At 32.8% G+C, this 18,150-nt stretch carries 17 protein-coding genes and 1 pseudogene; all 18 read left to right on the top strand.

Translation table 11 applies throughout. From position 1 onward, the window contains the following. Positions 1-427 precede the first annotated feature (427 nt). The 18 genes and pseudogenes from AL499_RS01955 (at position 428) to AL499_RS01875 (ending at position 18,091) form a co-directional block, all read left to right on the top strand. Positions 428-1,267 (top strand): DegV family protein, encoded by an 840-nt coding sequence (locus AL499_RS01955; RefSeq protein WP_002459163.1) that lies wholly within the window; start codon positions 428-430, stop codon positions 1,265-1,267. Positions 1,268-1,355: 88 nt separating this feature from the next. Next, complete coding sequence (gene msrA / locus AL499_RS01950; RefSeq protein ID WP_002459162.1) at positions 1,356-1,883, top strand: peptide-methionine (S)-S-oxide reductase MsrA; 528 nt, start codon at positions 1,356-1,358, stop codon at positions 1,881-1,883. After that, positions 1,876-2,304: a peptide-methionine (R)-S-oxide reductase MsrB gene (msrB, locus tag AL499_RS01945; RefSeq protein ID WP_002459161.1), complete on the top strand. Its 429-nt coding sequence runs from the start codon at positions 1,876-1,878 to the stop codon at positions 2,302-2,304. Before msrA ends, msrB begins: the two co-directional genes overlap by 8 nt. A gap of 12 nt (positions 2,305-2,316) precedes the next feature. Then, positions 2,317-2,817: a PTS sugar transporter subunit IIA gene (locus AL499_RS01940; RefSeq protein WP_002492789.1), complete on the top strand. Its 501-nt coding sequence runs from the start codon at positions 2,317-2,319 to the stop codon at positions 2,815-2,817. Continuing rightward, a complete protein-coding gene (locus tag AL499_RS01935) occupies positions 2,817-3,038 on the top strand; it encodes a YozE family protein (protein WP_002492786.1) in 222 nt (73 codons plus the stop codon). The genes AL499_RS01940 and AL499_RS01935 overlap by 1 nt, the downstream gene beginning before the upstream one ends. A gap of 204 nt (positions 3,039-3,242) precedes the next feature. Beyond that, positions 3,243-4,658, top strand: a complete 1,416-nt coding sequence (locus AL499_RS01930; protein WP_207754615.1) for a S41 family peptidase — start codon at positions 3,243-3,245, stop codon at positions 4,656-4,658. Between the two features lie 15 nt (positions 4,659-4,673). After that, positions 4,674-5,177, top strand: coding sequence for a GNAT family N-acetyltransferase (locus tag AL499_RS01925; RefSeq protein WP_002459157.1), 504 nt, complete (start codon positions 4,674-4,676; stop codon positions 5,175-5,177). A 17-nt stretch (positions 5,178-5,194) separates the two neighbouring features. Then, the gene (locus tag AL499_RS01920; protein WP_002459156.1) at positions 5,195-6,268 is read left to right on the top strand and encodes an undecaprenyldiphospho-muramoylpentapeptide beta-N-acetylglucosaminyltransferase; all 1,074 of its coding nucleotides are present in this window, start codon (positions 5,195-5,197) and stop codon (positions 6,266-6,268) included. A 14-nt stretch (positions 6,269-6,282) separates the two neighbouring features. Next, complete coding sequence (locus tag AL499_RS01915; RefSeq protein WP_002492773.1) at positions 6,283-6,906, top strand: phosphatase PAP2 family protein; 624 nt, start codon at positions 6,283-6,285, stop codon at positions 6,904-6,906. Between the two features lie 433 nt (positions 6,907-7,339). Further along, positions 7,340-7,438: pseudogene (locus AL499_RS12700) on the top strand (hypothetical protein); the annotation flags it as partial. 135 nt (positions 7,439-7,573) lie between these two features. Then, positions 7,574-8,233: a response regulator transcription factor gene (locus AL499_RS01910; protein ID WP_002459153.1), complete on the top strand. Its 660-nt coding sequence runs from the start codon at positions 7,574-7,576 to the stop codon at positions 8,231-8,233. Beyond that, positions 8,230-9,609 carry a HAMP domain-containing sensor histidine kinase gene (locus AL499_RS01905; RefSeq protein WP_037540381.1) on the top strand — a complete coding sequence of 460 codons (1,380 nt, stop codon included), beginning with the start codon at positions 8,230-8,232 and terminating at the stop codon, positions 9,607-9,609. The genes AL499_RS01910 and AL499_RS01905 overlap by 4 nt, the downstream gene beginning before the upstream one ends. 194 nt (positions 9,610-9,803) lie before the next feature. Further along, positions 9,804-12,611, top strand: a complete 2,808-nt coding sequence (locus AL499_RS01900) for a 2-oxoglutarate dehydrogenase E1 component (protein ID WP_037540383.1) — start codon at positions 9,804-9,806, stop codon at positions 12,609-12,611. A gap of 13 nt (positions 12,612-12,624) precedes the next feature. Next, the gene (gene odhB, locus AL499_RS01895) at positions 12,625-13,932 is read left to right on the top strand and encodes a 2-oxoglutarate dehydrogenase complex dihydrolipoyllysine-residue succinyltransferase (protein WP_037540386.1); all 1,308 of its coding nucleotides are present in this window, start codon (positions 12,625-12,627) and stop codon (positions 13,930-13,932) included. Positions 13,933-14,220: 288 nt separating this feature from the next. After that, positions 14,221-15,027: a VOC family protein gene (locus tag AL499_RS01890; RefSeq protein ID WP_002492774.1), complete on the top strand. Its 807-nt coding sequence runs from the start codon at positions 14,221-14,223 to the stop codon at positions 15,025-15,027. A 36-nt stretch (positions 15,028-15,063) separates the two neighbouring features. Next, positions 15,064-15,267, top strand: coding sequence for a DUF6501 family protein (locus tag AL499_RS01885; protein WP_002459148.1), 204 nt, complete (start codon positions 15,064-15,066; stop codon positions 15,265-15,267). 126 nt (positions 15,268-15,393) lie between these two features. After that, the gene (locus tag AL499_RS01880) at positions 15,394-16,185 is read left to right on the top strand and encodes an ATP-binding protein (protein WP_002478216.1); all 792 of its coding nucleotides are present in this window, start codon (positions 15,394-15,396) and stop codon (positions 16,183-16,185) included. A 16-nt stretch (positions 16,186-16,201) separates the two neighbouring features. Beyond that, positions 16,202-18,091, top strand: coding sequence for a vWA domain-containing protein (locus tag AL499_RS01875; RefSeq protein WP_002459146.1), 1,890 nt, complete (start codon positions 16,202-16,204; stop codon positions 18,089-18,091). Positions 18,092-18,150: the final 59 nt, after the last annotated feature.

The following is an 18,150-nucleotide window of genomic DNA, read 5'->3' as shown; positions in this document are numbered from 1 at the left end:
TATTTTCTCTATGCTGAAGGCATAAAGTCGATCGCTCGCTAAATATAATTTTAGAATTCAGTTTGACTTAAGCTATAAACGTCATTAATGCGTATTTGTAATATAAATCAGTTGTACTTTATAAATAATGTTAGTATGATGCTAACTAAAGTAACAACGTGAGTGTTATGTTTAAATAATTAATCCTAAGTAATAAAGATGCAAATTTGGGTTAGATTTTGTGTCACAAACATGAATAATTAGTTAAATGTTTAAAATAAATAAAAAGTGCAATAGTGAAAAATGTACTTTTGTCAGCTTATAATAACTAACAAATAGACTTTAAAATACGTAACATGCTATTCTCCATTGAAGTTATTAATGACTGAAACGTAAAGTTATAGTCTAAAATTATACGAAATATATCATTTTTTGGGGGAAGGACTTTATGAAACAACAGGTTATTGTTACCGACTCAACTTCAGATTTAACACATCAATACTTAGCAGAGCATCAAATCCATGTTGTACCGCTCAATTTAACGATTGATGGTAAATCATACGTAGACCAGGTTGATATTTCGTCGGAAGAATATATAAACAGAATTGAAGATGAGGCTGATGTTAAAACGAGCCAACCTTCTATTGGAAAATTTATCAATAAATATGAAGAATTGGGTCAACAAGGTGTTCAAATTATTAGTATACACATGTCATCTGGATTAAGTGGTACGTATCAAACAGCCGTTCAGGCCAGCCATATGGTTGAGGCTGATGTTACAGTTATTGATTCAAAATCTATTTCATTTGGTTTAGGTTATCAAATAAAATATTTATCTGAAATTATTAATAAAGGTTATAGTACTGATGAAATTGTTCAAAAAGTGAAAGATATGCAACAAAATATTAAATTATTTGTTGTTATTGGGCAGTTGAATCAACTAATTAGAGGCGGTAGAATTAGTAAAACGAAGGGTTTAATTGGTAATATTATGAAAATTAAACCAGTTGGTACGTTAGTAGATGGCAGCCTTGAAATTGTGCATAATTCAAGAACGCAAAATGCGAGTATTAAATTTTTAAAAAAAGAAATCGCAGAATTTGTTGAAAATCACAAAATAAAGTCCATTGGTATTGCACATGCTAATGTTATTGAATTTGTTGATAAAGTAAAACATCAATTTACGGAGTCATTTGACTTTGAAAATTATGATGTTAATGTAACAACACCTGTAGTTTCAACACACACAGGCCAAGGTGCTATAGGCTTGGTTGTTTTGCGAGACTAAGTGGAATATTCTGAGTTAAAACATAAAATGTAAATTATTAATAGCTAAAAATTAGCGTGAATTATGAGATAATTAAGGAGGCAATGATATGGCATATGCAACGTTGGCTGGTGGTTGTTTTTGGTGTATGGTAAAACCTTTCACCTCATATCCTGGTATTGAAGATGTTGTTTCTGGATACAGTGGAGGGCATATTGAAAACCCTACTTATGAACAAGTTTGTACTAATCAAACAGGCCATAGAGAAGCCGTACAAATCACGTATAATCCTGATATTACATCTTTTGAGAACATATTAGATGTCTATTTTAAAACCTTTGATCCCACTGATAACAAAGGCCAATTTTTTGATCGAGGCGAAAGCTATGAACCAGCAATTTTTTATCATGATATAGCACAGAAAAAAGCTGCTGAATTAAAAATTCAACAATTAAATGAACAAGGCATCTTTAAAAAACCAGTGATTACGCCAATTATTGAATACAAAAACTTTTATCCTGCCGAAACATATCACCAAGATTACTATAAAAAGAATCCACAGCATTACGAACGGTATCAACAAGGTTCGGGACGTAAAGGTTTTATAGAATCACATTGGGGAGGACAAAATGATTAAAAAGAGTAAAGATGACTTAAACGAAATGGAATATCTTGTTACACAAGAAAATGGAACAGAGCCTCCTTTTGAAAATGAATACTGGAATCATTTTGAAAAAGGGATTTATGTTGATAAAATTTCTGGGCAACCACTTTTTACATCAGAAGAAAAATTTGAATCGAGTTGTGGTTGGCCGAGCTTTTCAAAAGCTTTGAATGATGATGAAATTGTGGAATTAGTTGATAAAACATTTGGTATGGTGAGAACTGAAGTACGTTCAGAACAAGCTAATAGTCATTTAGGGCATGTTTTTAATGATGGTCCTAAAGATCAAGGTGGATTAAGATATTGTATCAATTCTGCAGCCATTCAATTTATTCCATATGACAAATTACAAGAGTTAGGCTATGGGGATTTAATCCCTCATTTTGAAAAATAGGAGTGACCTAAAATGTTTAAAAAGCTATTTGGTAAAGGCAAAGAAGTTAATAAAAATATTGAAATTTATGCACCATTAACTGGTGAATACGTAAAAATTGAGGATATTCCAGATCCTGTATTTGCACAAAAAATGATGGGTGAAGGCTTTGGTATTAATCCAACTGAAGGCGAAGTGGTTTCTCCAATCGAAGGGAAGGTTGATAACGTATTCCCAACAAAACACGCAATCGGATTAAAAGCGGATAATGGTTTAGAACTATTAGTCCACATTGGTTTAGATACAGTTCAGCTAGATGGAGAGGGCTTTGAAGTATTAGTAAATAGCGGTGACACTGTTCAAGTTGGAGATCCTTTAGTGAAATTTAACTTAGAGTATATTAGCAATAATGCTAAGTCTGTAATATCTCCAGTTATTATTACAAATACTGATCAAACAAGCGCTATCAATATCAATGATGTCAACGCTATTGTCAAAGGTGAAACAAAAGTAGTTGATGTGACAATGAAATAATGAAAGATTATTCATTCTATCATTTTGCCTTAACAGCACGTGGACGTAAAGGTGACAAAGGAAAATTAGCTGAACAAATTTTTAATGATTTATCATTTCCAAAGCATGAAAATGATTTTAATAAACTATCAGAATATATAGAAACGCAAAGTGAATTTACGATTCCAATGTATGTGTTTGACGATTTATATGAAGAATACTCTGAGTGGCTAAAATTTTAATCTAAATTTCTATAATATTTAATTATAGAGGTTGAGACGCATCGTATTTTTATGCTCCCAACCTCTACTTTTTTATTTGCGTTTATTGACGAGAAACGACATACTGATAATATCCAAAAAGCCTTAAGAAGGTCATGAGGGAATAGTTACATAGAGGGAAGTGTTAAAGTGAGTCAAGAAACTGAACATCAACAAATCGACGAAATGGATGAGCATAAAAGTGTGAAATTCAGATTTTGGAAATTTGTAGTACTACAACTCGTTATAATTTTAGCTACGATAGCAATTACAGTTTGCATTACTTTAGCTATCAGTCATAAAGTGAGTGGGCTCACAAAAGATGAGCGACAAGCGATGAATAAAATTCAATTTGTATATAAGACATTAAACAATGATTATTATAAAAAACAAAGTCCTAATAAATTAACTGAAGCTGCAATTGACGGTATGGTCAAAGAGTTGAAAGATCCATATTCTGAATATATGACTAAAGAAAAAACAGAGTCATTTAATGAGGGAGTTTCTGGTGATTTTGTTGGTATCGGTGCTGAAATGCAGCAAAAAAACAATCAGATTATGGTAACAAGTCCAATGAAATCATCTCCGGCTGAGAAAGCAGGTTTACGACCTAAAGATATAGTAACTAAAGTTAATGGTAAATCTGTTGAAAAGCAAAGATTAGATCAAGTAGTGAAAATGGTTAGAGGTAAAAGAGGCACAACTGTAACTTTAACGATCAAACGCGGTTCTGAAGAAAAAGACATAAAAATTAAACGAGATAAAATTCATGTTAAGAGTGTGGAATATAAGAAAAAAGGACAAATTGGAGTTATTACCATAAATCGCTTCCAAGAAAACACTTCTGGAGAATTAAAATCAGCAATTTTAGATGCACATAAACAAGGTGTACACAATGTCATATTGGATTTACGAAATAATCCAGGTGGCTTATTAGATGAAGCCGTGAAAATGGCGAATATTTTTATAGATAAAGGTAAACCCGTAGTTAAATTAGAAAAAGGAAATGACAAAGAAACAATCGATACTTCAAATGACTCATTAAAAGAAGCGAAAGATATGAAATTTTCGATTTTAGTGAATGAAGGTTCGGCAAGTGCATCTGAAGTATTTACTGGCGCATTAAAAGATTATGGTATAGCTAAGGTATATGGCTCAAAAACATTTGGTAAAGGGATTGTTCAAACAACAAAAGAATTTAAAGATGGTTCTTTACTAAAATATACACAAATGAAGTGGTTAACACCTAAGGACCATTATATTCATGGTAAAGGTATTCAACCAGATATCAAATTAGATACGCCTAAATACCAATCATTAAATGTCATTCCGAATGATACAAGCTATCATAAAGGAGACAATAATAAACATGTGAAAGCTATGAAGATTGGTCTAACAGCATTAGGATATAAAGTAGATAATGAATCTAAAGACTTTGACGACAACTTAGAACAAGCAATTAAAGCATTTCAACAAGATAATAACTTAACTGTAAATGGACAATTTGATAAGGAAACAAATGATAAGTTCACAGTACAATTGGTTGAAAAAGCAAATAAAGAAGACAAAGTTCTAAATGAACTTTTAAAAAAATTAAAATAAAGAGGTGTTCTTAACATGATTAGATTAGCAATTAAGAATGATTTGCCATACATTGAAGCATTAGTAGAAACTGCCAAAGAAATAATGAAAGAATTTAATAATAATCAATGGGATGACAAATATCCTGCACGAGAACACTTTGAAGAAGATATTGCGAATCAAACATTATATGTACTAGAGGACAATGATGAAATCCAAGGCTTTATTGTTGTCGACCAACAACAATCAGAATGGTATGATAAACTTGACTGGCCAGTTAAACGGGAAGGCGCATATGTTATTCATCGCTTAGCTGGAAATCCTGAATATAAAGGCGCTGCAACTGAATTATTTAAATTTGCTGTTAATTTAGCAACAGATCACGGTATACATGTTATTTTGACAGATACATTTGCATTGAATAAACCTGCACAAGGTTTATTTGAAAAATTTGGTTTTACAAAAGTTGGAGAAGCTGAAATCGACTATCATCCATTTGATAGAGGTGCGCCATTTTATGCCTATTATAAAAACATTTAAGAATAGAGGTTATAATTATGACTAAAATTGCATTTACAGGAGGCGGAACAGTGGGTCATGTATCAGTAAACTTAAGTTTGATACCCACTGCGTTAAATCATGGATATAGTGCATTTTATATTGGTTCAAAAGCAGGAATTGAGAAAGAAATGATAGAATCTCAATTACCTGATATTGAATACCATGCTATTTCAAGTGGTAAATTACGTCGCTATATTTCTGTTGAAAATGCTAAAGATATTTTTAAAGTGGTAAAGGGAATATGGGATGCTCGCCGCATACTTAAAAAAGAAAAACCTGATTTGTTGTTTTCTAAAGGCGGATTTGTCTCAGTTCCAGTGGTTATTGCTGCTCGTACCTTAAACATACCCACTATTATTCATGAGTCTGATTTAACACCAGGATTAGCGAATAAAATTAGTCTAAAATTTGCGAAAAAGATTTATACAACATTTGAAGATACACTGAACTACTTACCAAAATCCAAGGCTGATTTTATTGGTGCAACCATACGTGAAGATTTAAAGCATGGTCATGCTTCAAGAGGGTATGAATTAACTCAATTTGATAAAGATAAAAAAGTCTTATTAGTAATGGGAGGTAGTCTAGGAAGTAAAAAATTAAATAGTGTTATTCGTGAAAATTTAGAGGCACTGCTCGAAGATTACCAAATTATCCATCTAACAGGTAAAGGACTTATTGATGGCTCGATTCAAAAAGAAGGTTATATCCAATATGAATTTGTGAAAGAAGAATTGACGGATCTGTTAGCTATTACAGATACTGTAGTTAGTCGAGCTGGATCAAATGCAATATACGAATTTTTAACGCTGCGACTGCCAATGTTATTAATTCCTTTAGGTTTAGACCAATCACGTGGTGACCAGATTGATAATGCAAAATATTTCGAATCAAAAGGTTATGGGCGTGTCGTTTTAGAAGAAGAACTATCATCAACTAAGCTATTAGAGCAGCTAGGAGATATTGAAGCATCACGAGATAGCATAATGAATCATATGTCAGACTATCAAGAAAGTTATACCAAAGAAGATTTATTAAATAAAATCATCGATGATGCACTCAGTCATTAAGAGGGGGAAATTTTGTGAACCGCACGAAGCGCATTTCATTGCTCATTATTTTTACATTAGTGTTTGGAATAATAGCTTTCTTTCATGAGTCTCGTTTGGGAAAGTGGATTGATAATGAGGTTTACGAATTTATTTATGCTTCAGAAAGTTTTATCACGACATCTATATTATTAGGTGCAACCAAAATTGGTGAAGTGTGGGCCATGTTGTCACTTTCTCTAATGCTGATTGCCTATCTCATGCTTAAACGTTGTAAAATAGAAGCACTCTTTTTTGTACTAGTTATGGGACTATCAAGTATACTCAATCCGGTGTTAAAAAATATATTTGACCGTGAAAGACCAACTTTATTGCGATTAATTGATATCACTGGATTTAGTTTTCCAAGTGGACATGCTATGGGTTCGACCTCATTCTTTGGAAGCGTGATGTTTATTATTAACCGTAAAATGTCTGGCGCTGATAAAGGTATTATTATTGGCTTATGTGCATTAATGATTTTGATGGTATCCATCTCTAGAGTTTATTTAGGAGTTCATTATCCTACAGATATTGTTGCCGGTATCATTGGTGGGATATTTTGTATTGTTTTATCAACGCTAATTTTAAGAAAAAAACTTTATAACATTACAAATTAAAAAATCAATGCAAGTTAAATCATTAACTATCATTTTAAATAGCCAAAACTAATCAGCTAGGACAAAATATCTTTGACTGGGGCCCCAACAGAGAGAAATGCGAAGCGCATTTCACCAAACAAAAAGGCTTTCAAAAAGAAAGGCTACAAGCAAAGCAGGTTGGGGTACCTAAAGCTATCCCCTTAGCAAGTGAGCCAACAATATAAAGAAGCACAAAGATGATTTATTTCACATCACCTTTGTGCTATTTTTTGGAATTTATATTCCAATTTTTTCTTAACATTCCGAATTATATGATAAGGAATGTCAGTGTCAAAATATAGATTAAAAGCAGCTACCATTAGGGAGCTGCTTTTATGTACACGTTTAGCGTTATTGTAAGCTTTACGTTAGTCTTTTAAGGGCATATAAAAGGGGAATTCGAAAATGATCAATCCATAAGAACGAATATGTGGGGGGAGTTCTATTTGGTATTGATAATCATTTTCAATTATTATTATACATCATTGATAATGATTGTCAATTAGAAAACTGAAATTTTTATGATAAATTTTTGAAAGTTAATCATAAATCTTAGACTATGGTTGGTGGTTAAATATTTTGTATTATAATAAAATAGAAAAGTCAGGTAGTGAAATAAACAGTGTAATGCAAAAGAGGTGGAGAAATGGCAAATATTTTAATTGTCGAAGATGAACAAAATTTAGCTCGTTTTCTAGAGCTGGAATTAACGCATGAAAATTATAAAGTGGACATAGAGAATGATGGGCAAAGTGGTTTAGATAAAGCGTTAACCAAAACATATGACTTGATTATATTAGATATAATGTTGCCTCATATTAATGGTTTAGAAATCTGTAGAAGAATTCGTCAGCAATACACGACACCCATCATTATTATTACAGCAAAGAGTGAAACGATGGATAAAGTAACTGGCTTGGATTATGGGGCAGATGATTATATTGTAAAACCATTTGAAATTGAAGAATTATTTGCTCGAATACGAGCGATTTTACGCAGACAACCCCAGAAAGATGTTATCGATATTAATGGTATTATTATTGATAAAAATGCTTTTGAAGTAACCGTGGACGGGACACAACTAGATTTAACTAAAACAGAATATGATCTTTTGTATGTTCTTGCAGAAAATAGGAATCATGTCTTGCAACGCGAACAAATACTTGATCATGTATGGGGATATGATAGTGAAGTTGAAACGAATGTTGTAGATGTTTACATCAGATATTTAAGAAATAAGTTAAAGCCTTTTAATAAAGAAAGAACGATTGAAACAGTTCGAGGCGTAGGATATGTGATACGATGATAAAACAACGTAAACTAAAATATAAATGGATGATTATTACAACTTTGATTATGTTCTTAACAATCTTGTTATTCTGTCTAGTGATTATCTTTTTCTTAAAAGATACCTTAAAAGATGGTGAATTAGATGAAGCTGAAAGAAGCTCAAAAGATATAGCTAATTTATTGGAGTCTAAACCTATTGATACAATTTCTCCATTAGACATTAGTGCATCGCTGGAGAATTTTCAAGAAGTATTAATCTATGATCATAATGGAAAAAAATTATTTCAAACTGCGAACAATAATGCTACACACTTTTATCCTGGTTTCGATAAGAATAATCATGACCGCATAAAAATTATGAGCAGAAATGGTGAAGACTATATTGTGTTGACTGAAACAGTTGATACGCCAAGCTTTCATGGTTATACAGTATTAGTGCATTCCCTACAAAAATTTAATAATACTGTAGGTTCAATATATGTTGTTGCTTTAGTATTTTGTATTATTGCAACTATTATTACAGCAGGCATTAGTTACATATTTTCATCACAAATCACAAAACCAATTGTGACTATGTCAAACAAAATGATTCAAATCCGGCGTGATGGTTTTCAGAAAAAATTAGAATTAACAACTAATTATGAAGAAACAGACAACCTTATTGATACATTTAATGATATGATGCTACAAATCGAAGAGTCATTTAATCAACAGCGGCAATTTGTAGAAGATGCTTCGCATGAATTGCGTACACCACTTCAAATTATTCAAGGCCATCTTAATTTAATTCAGCGCTGGGGTAAAAAAGATCCAGCAGTGTTAGAAGAATCACTCAATATTTCCATTGAGGAAATGAATCGAATTACAAAGTTAGTTGAAGAGTTGTTGTTATTGTCAAAAGATAATGTTACACATTCAGCCAATGAACATGAACCAGTTGATATAAACATAGAAATAAGAACGCGTATTAAATCTTTAGAGCAATTGCATCCTGATTACAACTTTGAACTTAATTTATCACCCAAACAATTACTTCTATATATGAACCGTCATCAATTTGAACAATTATTGCTTATTTTTTTAGATAACGCTATGAAGTATGATACAAAGCGTAAGAAAATTAAAGTTGAAACACAATTACGCAATAAATTGATTACCATTAAAATCACGGATCATGGTCAAGGTATACCAAAAGCAGATCAAGAATTCATATTTGACCGTTTTTACCGTGTTGATAAATCACGTGCCCGTAGTCAAGGTGGAAATGGGTTGGGGTTGTCTATTGCTGAAAAATTAGCGACTGCAAATGGTGGATATATCACTGTTGATAGTGAAGTTAACCAATATACTACATTTACTATTCAATTTGCAAAAGACGCCAACCTTGCATAATCGTATAAGAAATGATGAATTATGCATTTTCTTTATTTATAAACAACAAAATTAAATGCCTGAAAAGGTTAGCAGAATCACATTTTGAATGGGTTCTGCTTTTTATTTTTTAATCCATATATGTACTTTATCAATGCATAAATTAATGCTATTATTAACGTGTAAGCGTTTAACTATTATGTGGAGGGTATCATATGACAAAGGATAAGACAGATGTTACAGAAGCACCTGTAAACTTTGGCGCAAATCTTGGTTTAATGCTTGATTTGTATGATGATTATTTGCAAGATCCATCATCTGTGCCTGATGATTTACAAGTGTTATTCGGAACAATAAAAAATGGTGAAGCTCATACTATAGCTCAGCCAGCCACAGATGGGAGTGGTGACTTAACGGATGATAGCACAATTAAGCGAGTAATGCGCTTGATTGATAATATTAGGCAGTATGGCCATTTATTAGCAGATATATATCCGATAAATCCTCCTAAAAGAACACATTTACCTAAATTAACAATCGAGGATTTTAATTTAGATAAACAAACTCTAGAAGGTATAACAGCAGGCATTGTTTCAGATCATTTTAAAGATATATATGATAATGCCTATGAAGCAATTAAACGTATGGAACAACGTTATAAGGGGCCAATTGCTTTTGAATACAATCATATAAATAATAATAAAGAACGTACGTGGCTAAAACGACGAATTGAAACGCCGTATAAAGCTACATTAAATCATGATCAAAAAAGGCATTTATTTAATACTCTCGCACACGTTGAAGGTTTTGAAAAATATTTGCATAAAAACTTTGTTGGTGCAAAACGATTTTCTATTGAAGGCGTGGATACATTAGTGCCCATGTTGCAGCATACATTGAGACGAGCGGCTGAAGAAGAAATTCAGAATATTCAAATTGGCATGGCACATCGAGGTAGATTAAATGTTTTAACACATGTTCTGGAAAAGCCATATGAAATGATGATATCGGAGTTTATGCATACTGATCCAATGAAGTTCTTACCTGAAGATGGTAGCTTAGAATTAACTGCTGGATGGACAAGTGATGTGAAATATCATTTAGGCGGAGTCAAAACAACGGATACGTATGGTATTCAGCAACGTATTTCATTAGCGAATAATCCAAGTCATTTAGAAATTGTAGCACCGGTAGTTATTGGAAAAACGAGAGCAGCACAAGATAACACACATGGCGTAGGAAAACCTACGACAGACTATCATCAATCTATGCCTATTATTATTCATGGTGATGCTGCTTACCCAGGTCAAGGTATTAACTTTGAAACAATGAACTTAAGCAATCTTCACGGTTATTCCACTGGTGGCACATTGCACATTATTACAAATAATAGAATTGGCTTTACAACAGAACCGATTGATGGACGATCTACAACATATTCAAGTGACGTAGCGAAAGGTTATGACGTTCCTATTTTACATGTTAATGCGGACGATGTGGAAGCAACTATTGAAGCTATTGATATTGCGCTTGAATTTAGAAAGGAATTTCATAAAGACGTTGTTATTGATTTAGTCGGTTATCGCCGCTACGGACATAATGAAATGGACGAACCATCAATTACGAATCCAGTACCTTATCATAATATTCGTCAGCATGACTCAGTGGAATTATTATATGGCAAACAATTAATTGATGAAGGTGTTATCTCTGAAGATTATATGAATGAAACAATTGAACGTGTGCATAAAGAGATGCGTGCAGCACAAGATAAGATCGATAAAACAGATAAAATGGATGACCCTGAAATGGCTAGACCAAGTGCACTACAAGCGCCATTAGAAAGTAAAACAGCATCATTTTCAGTTGAAAAGTTAAAAGAAATCAACGATGCGATGTTATCTTATCCAGAGGGATTTCATATATTAAAAAAATTAAATAAAGTATTAGAAAAGCGTCGAGAACCATTTGAGAAAGAGGAAGGATTAGTTGATTGGGCTCAAGCAGAGCAACTTGCATTTGCGACAATACTGCAAGATGGGACTTCAATACGTTTAACTGGACAAGATAGTGAGCGTGGTACGTTCAGTCATCGCCATGCTGTATTACATGATGAAGAAACTGGAGACACATACACGCCATTACATCATGTGCCACATCAAAAGGCGACATTTGAAGTCCATAATTCGCCACTTTCTGAAGCAGCAGTAGTTGGATTTGAATATGGCTATAATGTTGAAAATAAAGAAAGTTTTAATATTTGGGAAGCACAATATGGAGACTTTTCAAACATGGCACAAATGATGTTTGATAATTTTATGTCAAGCGCACGAGCAAAGTGGGGAGAACGAAGTGGCCTAACATTATTTTTACCACATGCTTTTGAAGGACAAGGACCAGAACATTCATCAGCACGGCTAGAACGTTTTTTACAATTAGCTGCAGAAAATAATAGCACTGTCGTTAACCTATCAAGCGCAAGTAATTATTTCCATTTATTACGTGCTCAAGCAGCAAGCTTAGGAACACAAGCCATGAGACCATTGATTGTAATGTCACCAAAAAGTTTATTGCGCAATAAAACAGTAGCACAACCTATTGATAAATTTACTGAAGGGCAGTTCCAACCAATTCTTACCGAGACTTATAATCCTAAAAAAGTGAAAAAAGTTGTACTGGCTTCTGGAAAAATGTTTGTCGATTTGAAAGAATATTTGGTTAAGAATCCAGATGAACAAATATTATTAATTGCTGTTGAACGTTTATATCCATTCCCAGAAGATGAGATAAAGGCAATATTTGATACATTACCGCATATCGAAAGTGTATGTTGGGTACAAGAAGAACCTCAAAATCAAGGTGCATGGTTATATGCATATCCACATCTTAAATCTATCACACCAGAACAAATTAATTTAAACTATCATGGAAGAATTAAACGCGCAGCTCCGGCTGAAGGCGATGGCGAAATTCATAAACTTGTGCAAAGTAACATTATTAAAAGTGTCTTAAAACGAAACTAGGGGGAAATTATTTATGCCAGAGGTTAAAGTTCCGGAATTAGCAGAATCAATTACAGAGGGGACCATTGCAGAATGGCTTAAAAATGTTGGCGATTCTGTTGAAAAAGGAGAAGCAATTTTAGAATTAGAAACAGATAAAGTTAATGTGGAAGTTGTATCAGAAGATGCAGGTGTGATTCAAGAACAACTTGCTAATGAAGGTGATACTGTTGAAGTAGGACAAGCCATTGCCATTGTTGGAGAAGGTAGTGCTGAAGCGAAATCAGCAGAAGCTTCAAAATCTGACGCTAAGGCTGAATCTAAAGGTGAGTCGGAGTCAGAAACAACTACAGATACAGCTAACAAAGACACAACTCGTGATCATGAACAGCGACAAGATGAAGCTGAAAAAGCAGATCGTTCTGACGAAGCAAAAAAACATACTCAACGTGTAAATGCCACACCTTCAGCACGTCGTCATGCTTTAAAACAAGGTGTAGACCTTGCTGAAGTAGCAGGTAAATCTAATGATGTCGTAAGAAAAGAAGATATTGATCAACGTCAACAACAGTCATCAAATAAAAAAGCAGAAACGGCACAAAGAAAAGCGCCAGAAACATCATCTTCGACACCAAACAAACCAGTTATTCGTGAAAAAATGTCTCGTCGTAAGAAAACAGCAGCTAATAAATTGCTTGAAGTATCAAATAATACAGCAATGTTAACGACATTTAATGAAGTTGATATGACGAATGTGATGGAATTACGTAAACGTAAAAAAGAAAAATTTATGCAAGATCATGATGGTACAAAATTAGGATTTATGTCATTCTTCACAAAAGCAGCAGTAGCCGCGTTGAAAAAATATCCAGAAGTCAATGCTGAAATTGATGGAGATGACATGATCAAGAAACAATATTATGATATTGGTATAGCTGTATCAACAGATGATGGTTTATTAGTTCCATTTGTAAGGGACTGTGATAAGAAGAATTTTGCAGAAATCGAACAAGAAATTGCTAATTTAGCAGTTAAAGCGCGTGATAAAAAATTAGGCTTAGACGACATGGTAAATGGATCATTTACAATTACTAACGGTGGTATCTTCGGTTCAATGATGAGTACGCCAATCATTAATGGTAGTCAAGCAGCAATATTAGGTATGCATTCAATTATGACACGTCCAATTGCGATTGATAAAGATACAATTGAAAATCGACCAATGATGTATATTGCTTTAAGCTATGATCACAGAATTATTGATGGTAAAGAAGCAGTAGGTTTCTTGAAAACAATTAAAGATCTCATTGAAAATCCAGAAGATTTATTATTAGAATCATAATTACGCGTTAACTAATATGATATATCTTTATAAGAGCAGGTTTGTCATTTGATGGCCTGCTCTATTTATTTTTAGTACTAATTTAAAATATAAAGATTAGTTATAAATGTCATTGAATCGTTATCTTGCATGAATAGTGTTAGTTCTTTTAAAATGAAACAGTTCAAAATAATTTGCTGGTTGGGGAGAAGTGAAAAAATGAATGGCGTACTTCAGAACCTCATCATATAAATCATTTAAGAAATAAGTTATAATGACAATGAAATGAATAAAATAGGGGTGTCTTTTATGAGCGGACTGAGAAGTGTCACGATTGGGACAAGTGATATGATGAGTACAAAGGCTTTATTTAAAGATATAGTTGGTATGAATATTGTTGATAAAAACAACGCATTGCGCTTTGGCGATGCAAATTTAAGTCCAGGTACACGATTACATTTTGTTGAAGTACCGCATAGTGATTATCGTAATCAACATATTGCTAGTGTTGGATTTCGTACACCTACTGATGAAGGTTTGATAGAATATCAGGAAATATTTAAGAGCCATAATATTACTTTTGGTGATATGTCTGAATTAAATGGACATAAACATTTTAATTTTATGGATAAAAACCAACAAATTTTTGATATTTATTCAAATGAACATAATGTTGGTATTCAATTAGGTATGCCTGATTTTGATAGCTCAGTTAATCCTTTGCATCAGGTTCAAGGGCTAGGACCGGTAATCCTTCAAGTGAATGAGTTATCTGTGACGGCATCATTGCTTACACATGTCTTTGGATTGCATCATTTTGCAGAATATGAGTCCTCAGAATTCGAAAATAAAAAAATCCAAGTATTTAAAATTGGAGATGGTGGTTTAGGTGGGGAAATACATTTATATCAAGCAGAACCACAAATCGAAATGACTGAAGAGGGTGTTGTTGAACAAGTAGAATTTGCTACTCAAGATGTACACCAATTTAATCAAGCTTTGTCTGATCTTAAAGAAATAGGGGTACCTTATCAAACACTAAATCAAGGTGATGTTAAATCGATACGCATCACTGAAAATAGTGGTATTTCATTTATTTATACATTAGAAAATTAAAATTTATATAAATTGTAAAAAGGAAGGTCATGTAATATGCTACACGAAACATGGAAAACAAAAACACCAATTAAACAAGTTGAAGTGGTTAATACAGATGCTAAAAAATTTACAGTATCCGATATGTTAACTATAGGACAACGATATGATGTTATTAATGAAACAGAAGAATATTATCAAATTATTGATAATTCTGGATTAGTTGGTGGTTATTATAAAACGTACTTTAAAGAAGTATAGAAAATAAGTTTAATGTGATTGTACAATAACTTAATAATAAATATAGGATCTAGGCTGAGTACAGTGATAATTGTTCCTTTCCTAGGTCTTATTTTCATTTAATTAACTAAAGGAGTTCATAAATTAATGGTACAAAATCAATATAAAAATTCAGATGAATCGGTTTTTAATGATGCGAAGGCGCTATTTGAATTGAATAAAAATATTTTATTAAAAGGCCCTACAGGATCTGGTAAAACAAAATTAGCAGAAACTTTAAGTGAAGTCGTCCATATTCCAATGCACCAAGTAAACTGTTCTGTTGATTTAGATGCAGAGAGCTTATTGGGGTTCAAAACGATTAAAACAAATGACCAAGGTGATCAGGAAATTGTTTTCATTGACGGACCAGTCATTCGTGCTATGAAAGAAGGTCATATTTTATATATTGATGAAATCAATATGGCCAAACCCGAAACATTGCCAATATTAAATGGTGTACTTGATTACCGACGCAAATTAACAAATCCCTTTACTGGTGAAGTAATTGAAGCAGCTCCTGGATTTAATGTTATTGCAGCGATAAATGAAGGATATGTAGGGACATTACCAATGAATGAAGCGCTTAAAAATCGTTTTGTTGTTATTCAAGTAGACTATATTGACGGGGACATATTAAGTAATGTGATTAAAGAGCAAAGTCGTTTGCAAGACGATAAAATTATTGCGCAAATCATCAAATTTAATGAAGACTTAAGAACCATGTCAAAACAAGGCCAAATTTCTGAAGAAGCAGCTAGTATACGTGCTTTAATAGATTTAAGTGATTTAATTACAGTTATGCCTATTGAACGTGCCATACAGCGAACAATTATCGATAAACTAGAAGATGAACGTGAACAACAGGCAATTAAAAATGCAATCGAATTAAACTTTTAGAAAGGGATAGTTGATTATGAGCGATCGTTTTATAAAATTTAATGATGAGCAACTAGATGCTAAACAAGTGATGATGTTGCAAGATTTAGCACGCTTGCTCTTAAAAAACGAACAGACAACCGTTAAAATTCAAAAATTCCCTTATTATGATCCAATGAATAATACATTGATTACAAGCTGGTTTTGGTCTCATCGACCTAAACAAATTGAACGTGCAGGTTTAAAAACAGACGTCATGCTCGCAGCTTACGGTTACAAATTGATGGACGAAAAAATAGTTAATGAGGTTATTCACGACAAAGCATTTAAACATCCTAAATTTTATCAGCAAATTTTTCGATTATTAGAAGATTCACGAGTATTTAATCATATACGTAATGATCGACCTAGTACTGCTAAGATTATAGATTTACGTCTGCAAACGCGTTTGTCTTATACTGAATCACAAATTAAATTTTATAAGACTAAAACCGTGTATACAGATTTGCTATTTTTATATTTAGAACGCGCATTTTTAACTCAAAATTTCTTTGAGATTCCAACAATTCATGCACAAATAGATGATATATTAAATCATATGTTCCAATATTTGCCTAACTTCTTCCAAAATAGATCTTCTGAAGATAATATGTACCTCGCACAACGTATTATGTTTCAAGTGGATGATATATTAAAGGAAGATATGCTGAATGAATATTATCATTTACCTAAAAAGGTATATGAAGCAATACAAGAAATGACATTTGAAGAGTTAAAACGTACTGATGCAGCTAATGTAGATGGACATGATAATACAAATGAAGAAACCGATTCTGAGTCTGCTGAAGCCGATACAAATGCGGAAGATAGTAAGTCAGAAGGTGGCGCTTATCTAGAAATGGAACTTCACGAAGGCGAAAACAGTGATGTCATGAGTGACAATGATACAGCACGTGAAGGAGATTCATCTGACGATATGACAGATATGATGACTAAAAAAGGACGCGGCTCTGAAAGTACGCTGGATAACCAAGAAGGTGGTGCCATTGGTCAAAATGCTTCGTTTGCACTAAAAGGTATCAATGAAAATGTTGAAATTAAATGGCAAATTCCTGATATCTTACCAGAATATTTGATGCAGTATCAAACCGTTAAATCAGATGTTCAATTTGAAACAAAAGATTTAATACAAATTATTAAAAAAACAATTGAGCGTGAGCATCAAGATGAGCGTCACAATTTAACTAAGGGACGTTTGCAGCGAAATTTAACCAATTGGTTCATAGATGATCAATATAAATTATTCTACAAGAAGCAGGACTTGAGTAAGTCATTTGATGCAACTTTTACACTACTTGTAGATGCTTCAGCAAGCATGTTTGACAAGATGGAAGAAACAATAAAAGGTGTCGTCTTGTTCCATGAAACATTAAAATCGTTGAATGTAAAACATGAGATATTAGCATTTAACGAAGATGCTTTTGATTCGGATGAAACACGTCAACCTAATATTATAGATGAAATTATCAACTATGATTATTCTACATTAGAACGTAGTGCACCTCGCATTATGTCACTCCATCCACAAGATGATAATAGGGATGGCGTAGCTATTAGAATTGGTAGTGAACGATTATTGAGACGTAGTCATAACCAACGATTTTTAATTGTCTTTTCAGATGGTGAACCATCTGCATATAATTATAGTCAAGATGGTATCTTAGATACTTATGAAGCTGTTGAGATGTCAAGAAAATACGGTATTGAAGTATTTAATGTCTTTTTAAGTCAAGATCCAATTACTGAAGAGATAGAACAAACAATTCATAATATTTATGGTCAATATGCCATCTTTGTTGAAGGTGTAGAAAATTTACCGAGTCACTTGTCACCACTATTAAAAAAACTACTGTTAAAATCCCTATAAATTAATGTTATTCAATAAGTAATATTAATTTGATTTTTAAATTTTCTGAAATTAACTAG

This window comes from Staphylococcus lugdunensis (assembly GCF_001558775.1).
Taxonomy (GTDB): domain Bacteria; phylum Bacillota; class Bacilli; order Staphylococcales; family Staphylococcaceae; genus Staphylococcus; species Staphylococcus lugdunensis.
This window is presented reverse-complemented; position numbering and strand designations above follow the sequence as displayed.

Coding starts and splice junctions, on each gene's coding strand:
- AL499_RS01955 (WP_002459163.1), top strand. CDS start 428: ATGAAACAACAGGTTATTGTTACCGACTCAACTTCAGATTTAACACAT.
- msrA (WP_002459162.1), top strand. CDS start 1,356: ATGGCATATGCAACGTTGGCTGGTGGTTGTTTTTGGTGTATGGTAAAA.
- msrB (WP_002459161.1), top strand. CDS start 1,876: ATGATTAAAAAGAGTAAAGATGACTTAAACGAAATGGAATATCTTGTT.
- AL499_RS01940 (WP_002492789.1), top strand. CDS start 2,317: ATGTTTAAAAAGCTATTTGGTAAAGGCAAAGAAGTTAATAAAAATATT.
- AL499_RS01935 (WP_002492786.1), top strand. CDS start 2,817: ATGAAAGATTATTCATTCTATCATTTTGCCTTAACAGCACGTGGACGT.
- AL499_RS01930 (WP_207754615.1), top strand. CDS start 3,243: ATGGATGAGCATAAAAGTGTGAAATTCAGATTTTGGAAATTTGTAGTA.
- AL499_RS01925 (WP_002459157.1), top strand. CDS start 4,674: ATGATTAGATTAGCAATTAAGAATGATTTGCCATACATTGAAGCATTA.
- AL499_RS01920 (WP_002459156.1), top strand. CDS start 5,195: ATGACTAAAATTGCATTTACAGGAGGCGGAACAGTGGGTCATGTATCA.
- AL499_RS01910 (WP_002459153.1), top strand. CDS start 7,574: ATGGCAAATATTTTAATTGTCGAAGATGAACAAAATTTAGCTCGTTTT.
- AL499_RS01905 (WP_037540381.1), top strand. CDS start 8,230: ATGATAAAACAACGTAAACTAAAATATAAATGGATGATTATTACAACT.
- AL499_RS01900 (WP_037540383.1), top strand. CDS start 9,804: ATGACAAAGGATAAGACAGATGTTACAGAAGCACCTGTAAACTTTGGC.
- odhB (WP_037540386.1), top strand. CDS start 12,625: ATGCCAGAGGTTAAAGTTCCGGAATTAGCAGAATCAATTACAGAGGGG.
- AL499_RS01890 (WP_002492774.1), top strand. CDS start 14,221: ATGAGCGGACTGAGAAGTGTCACGATTGGGACAAGTGATATGATGAGT.
- AL499_RS01885 (WP_002459148.1), top strand. CDS start 15,064: ATGCTACACGAAACATGGAAAACAAAAACACCAATTAAACAAGTTGAA.
- AL499_RS01880 (WP_002478216.1), top strand. CDS start 15,394: ATGGTACAAAATCAATATAAAAATTCAGATGAATCGGTTTTTAATGAT.
- AL499_RS01875 (WP_002459146.1), top strand. CDS start 16,202: ATGAGCGATCGTTTTATAAAATTTAATGATGAGCAACTAGATGCTAAA.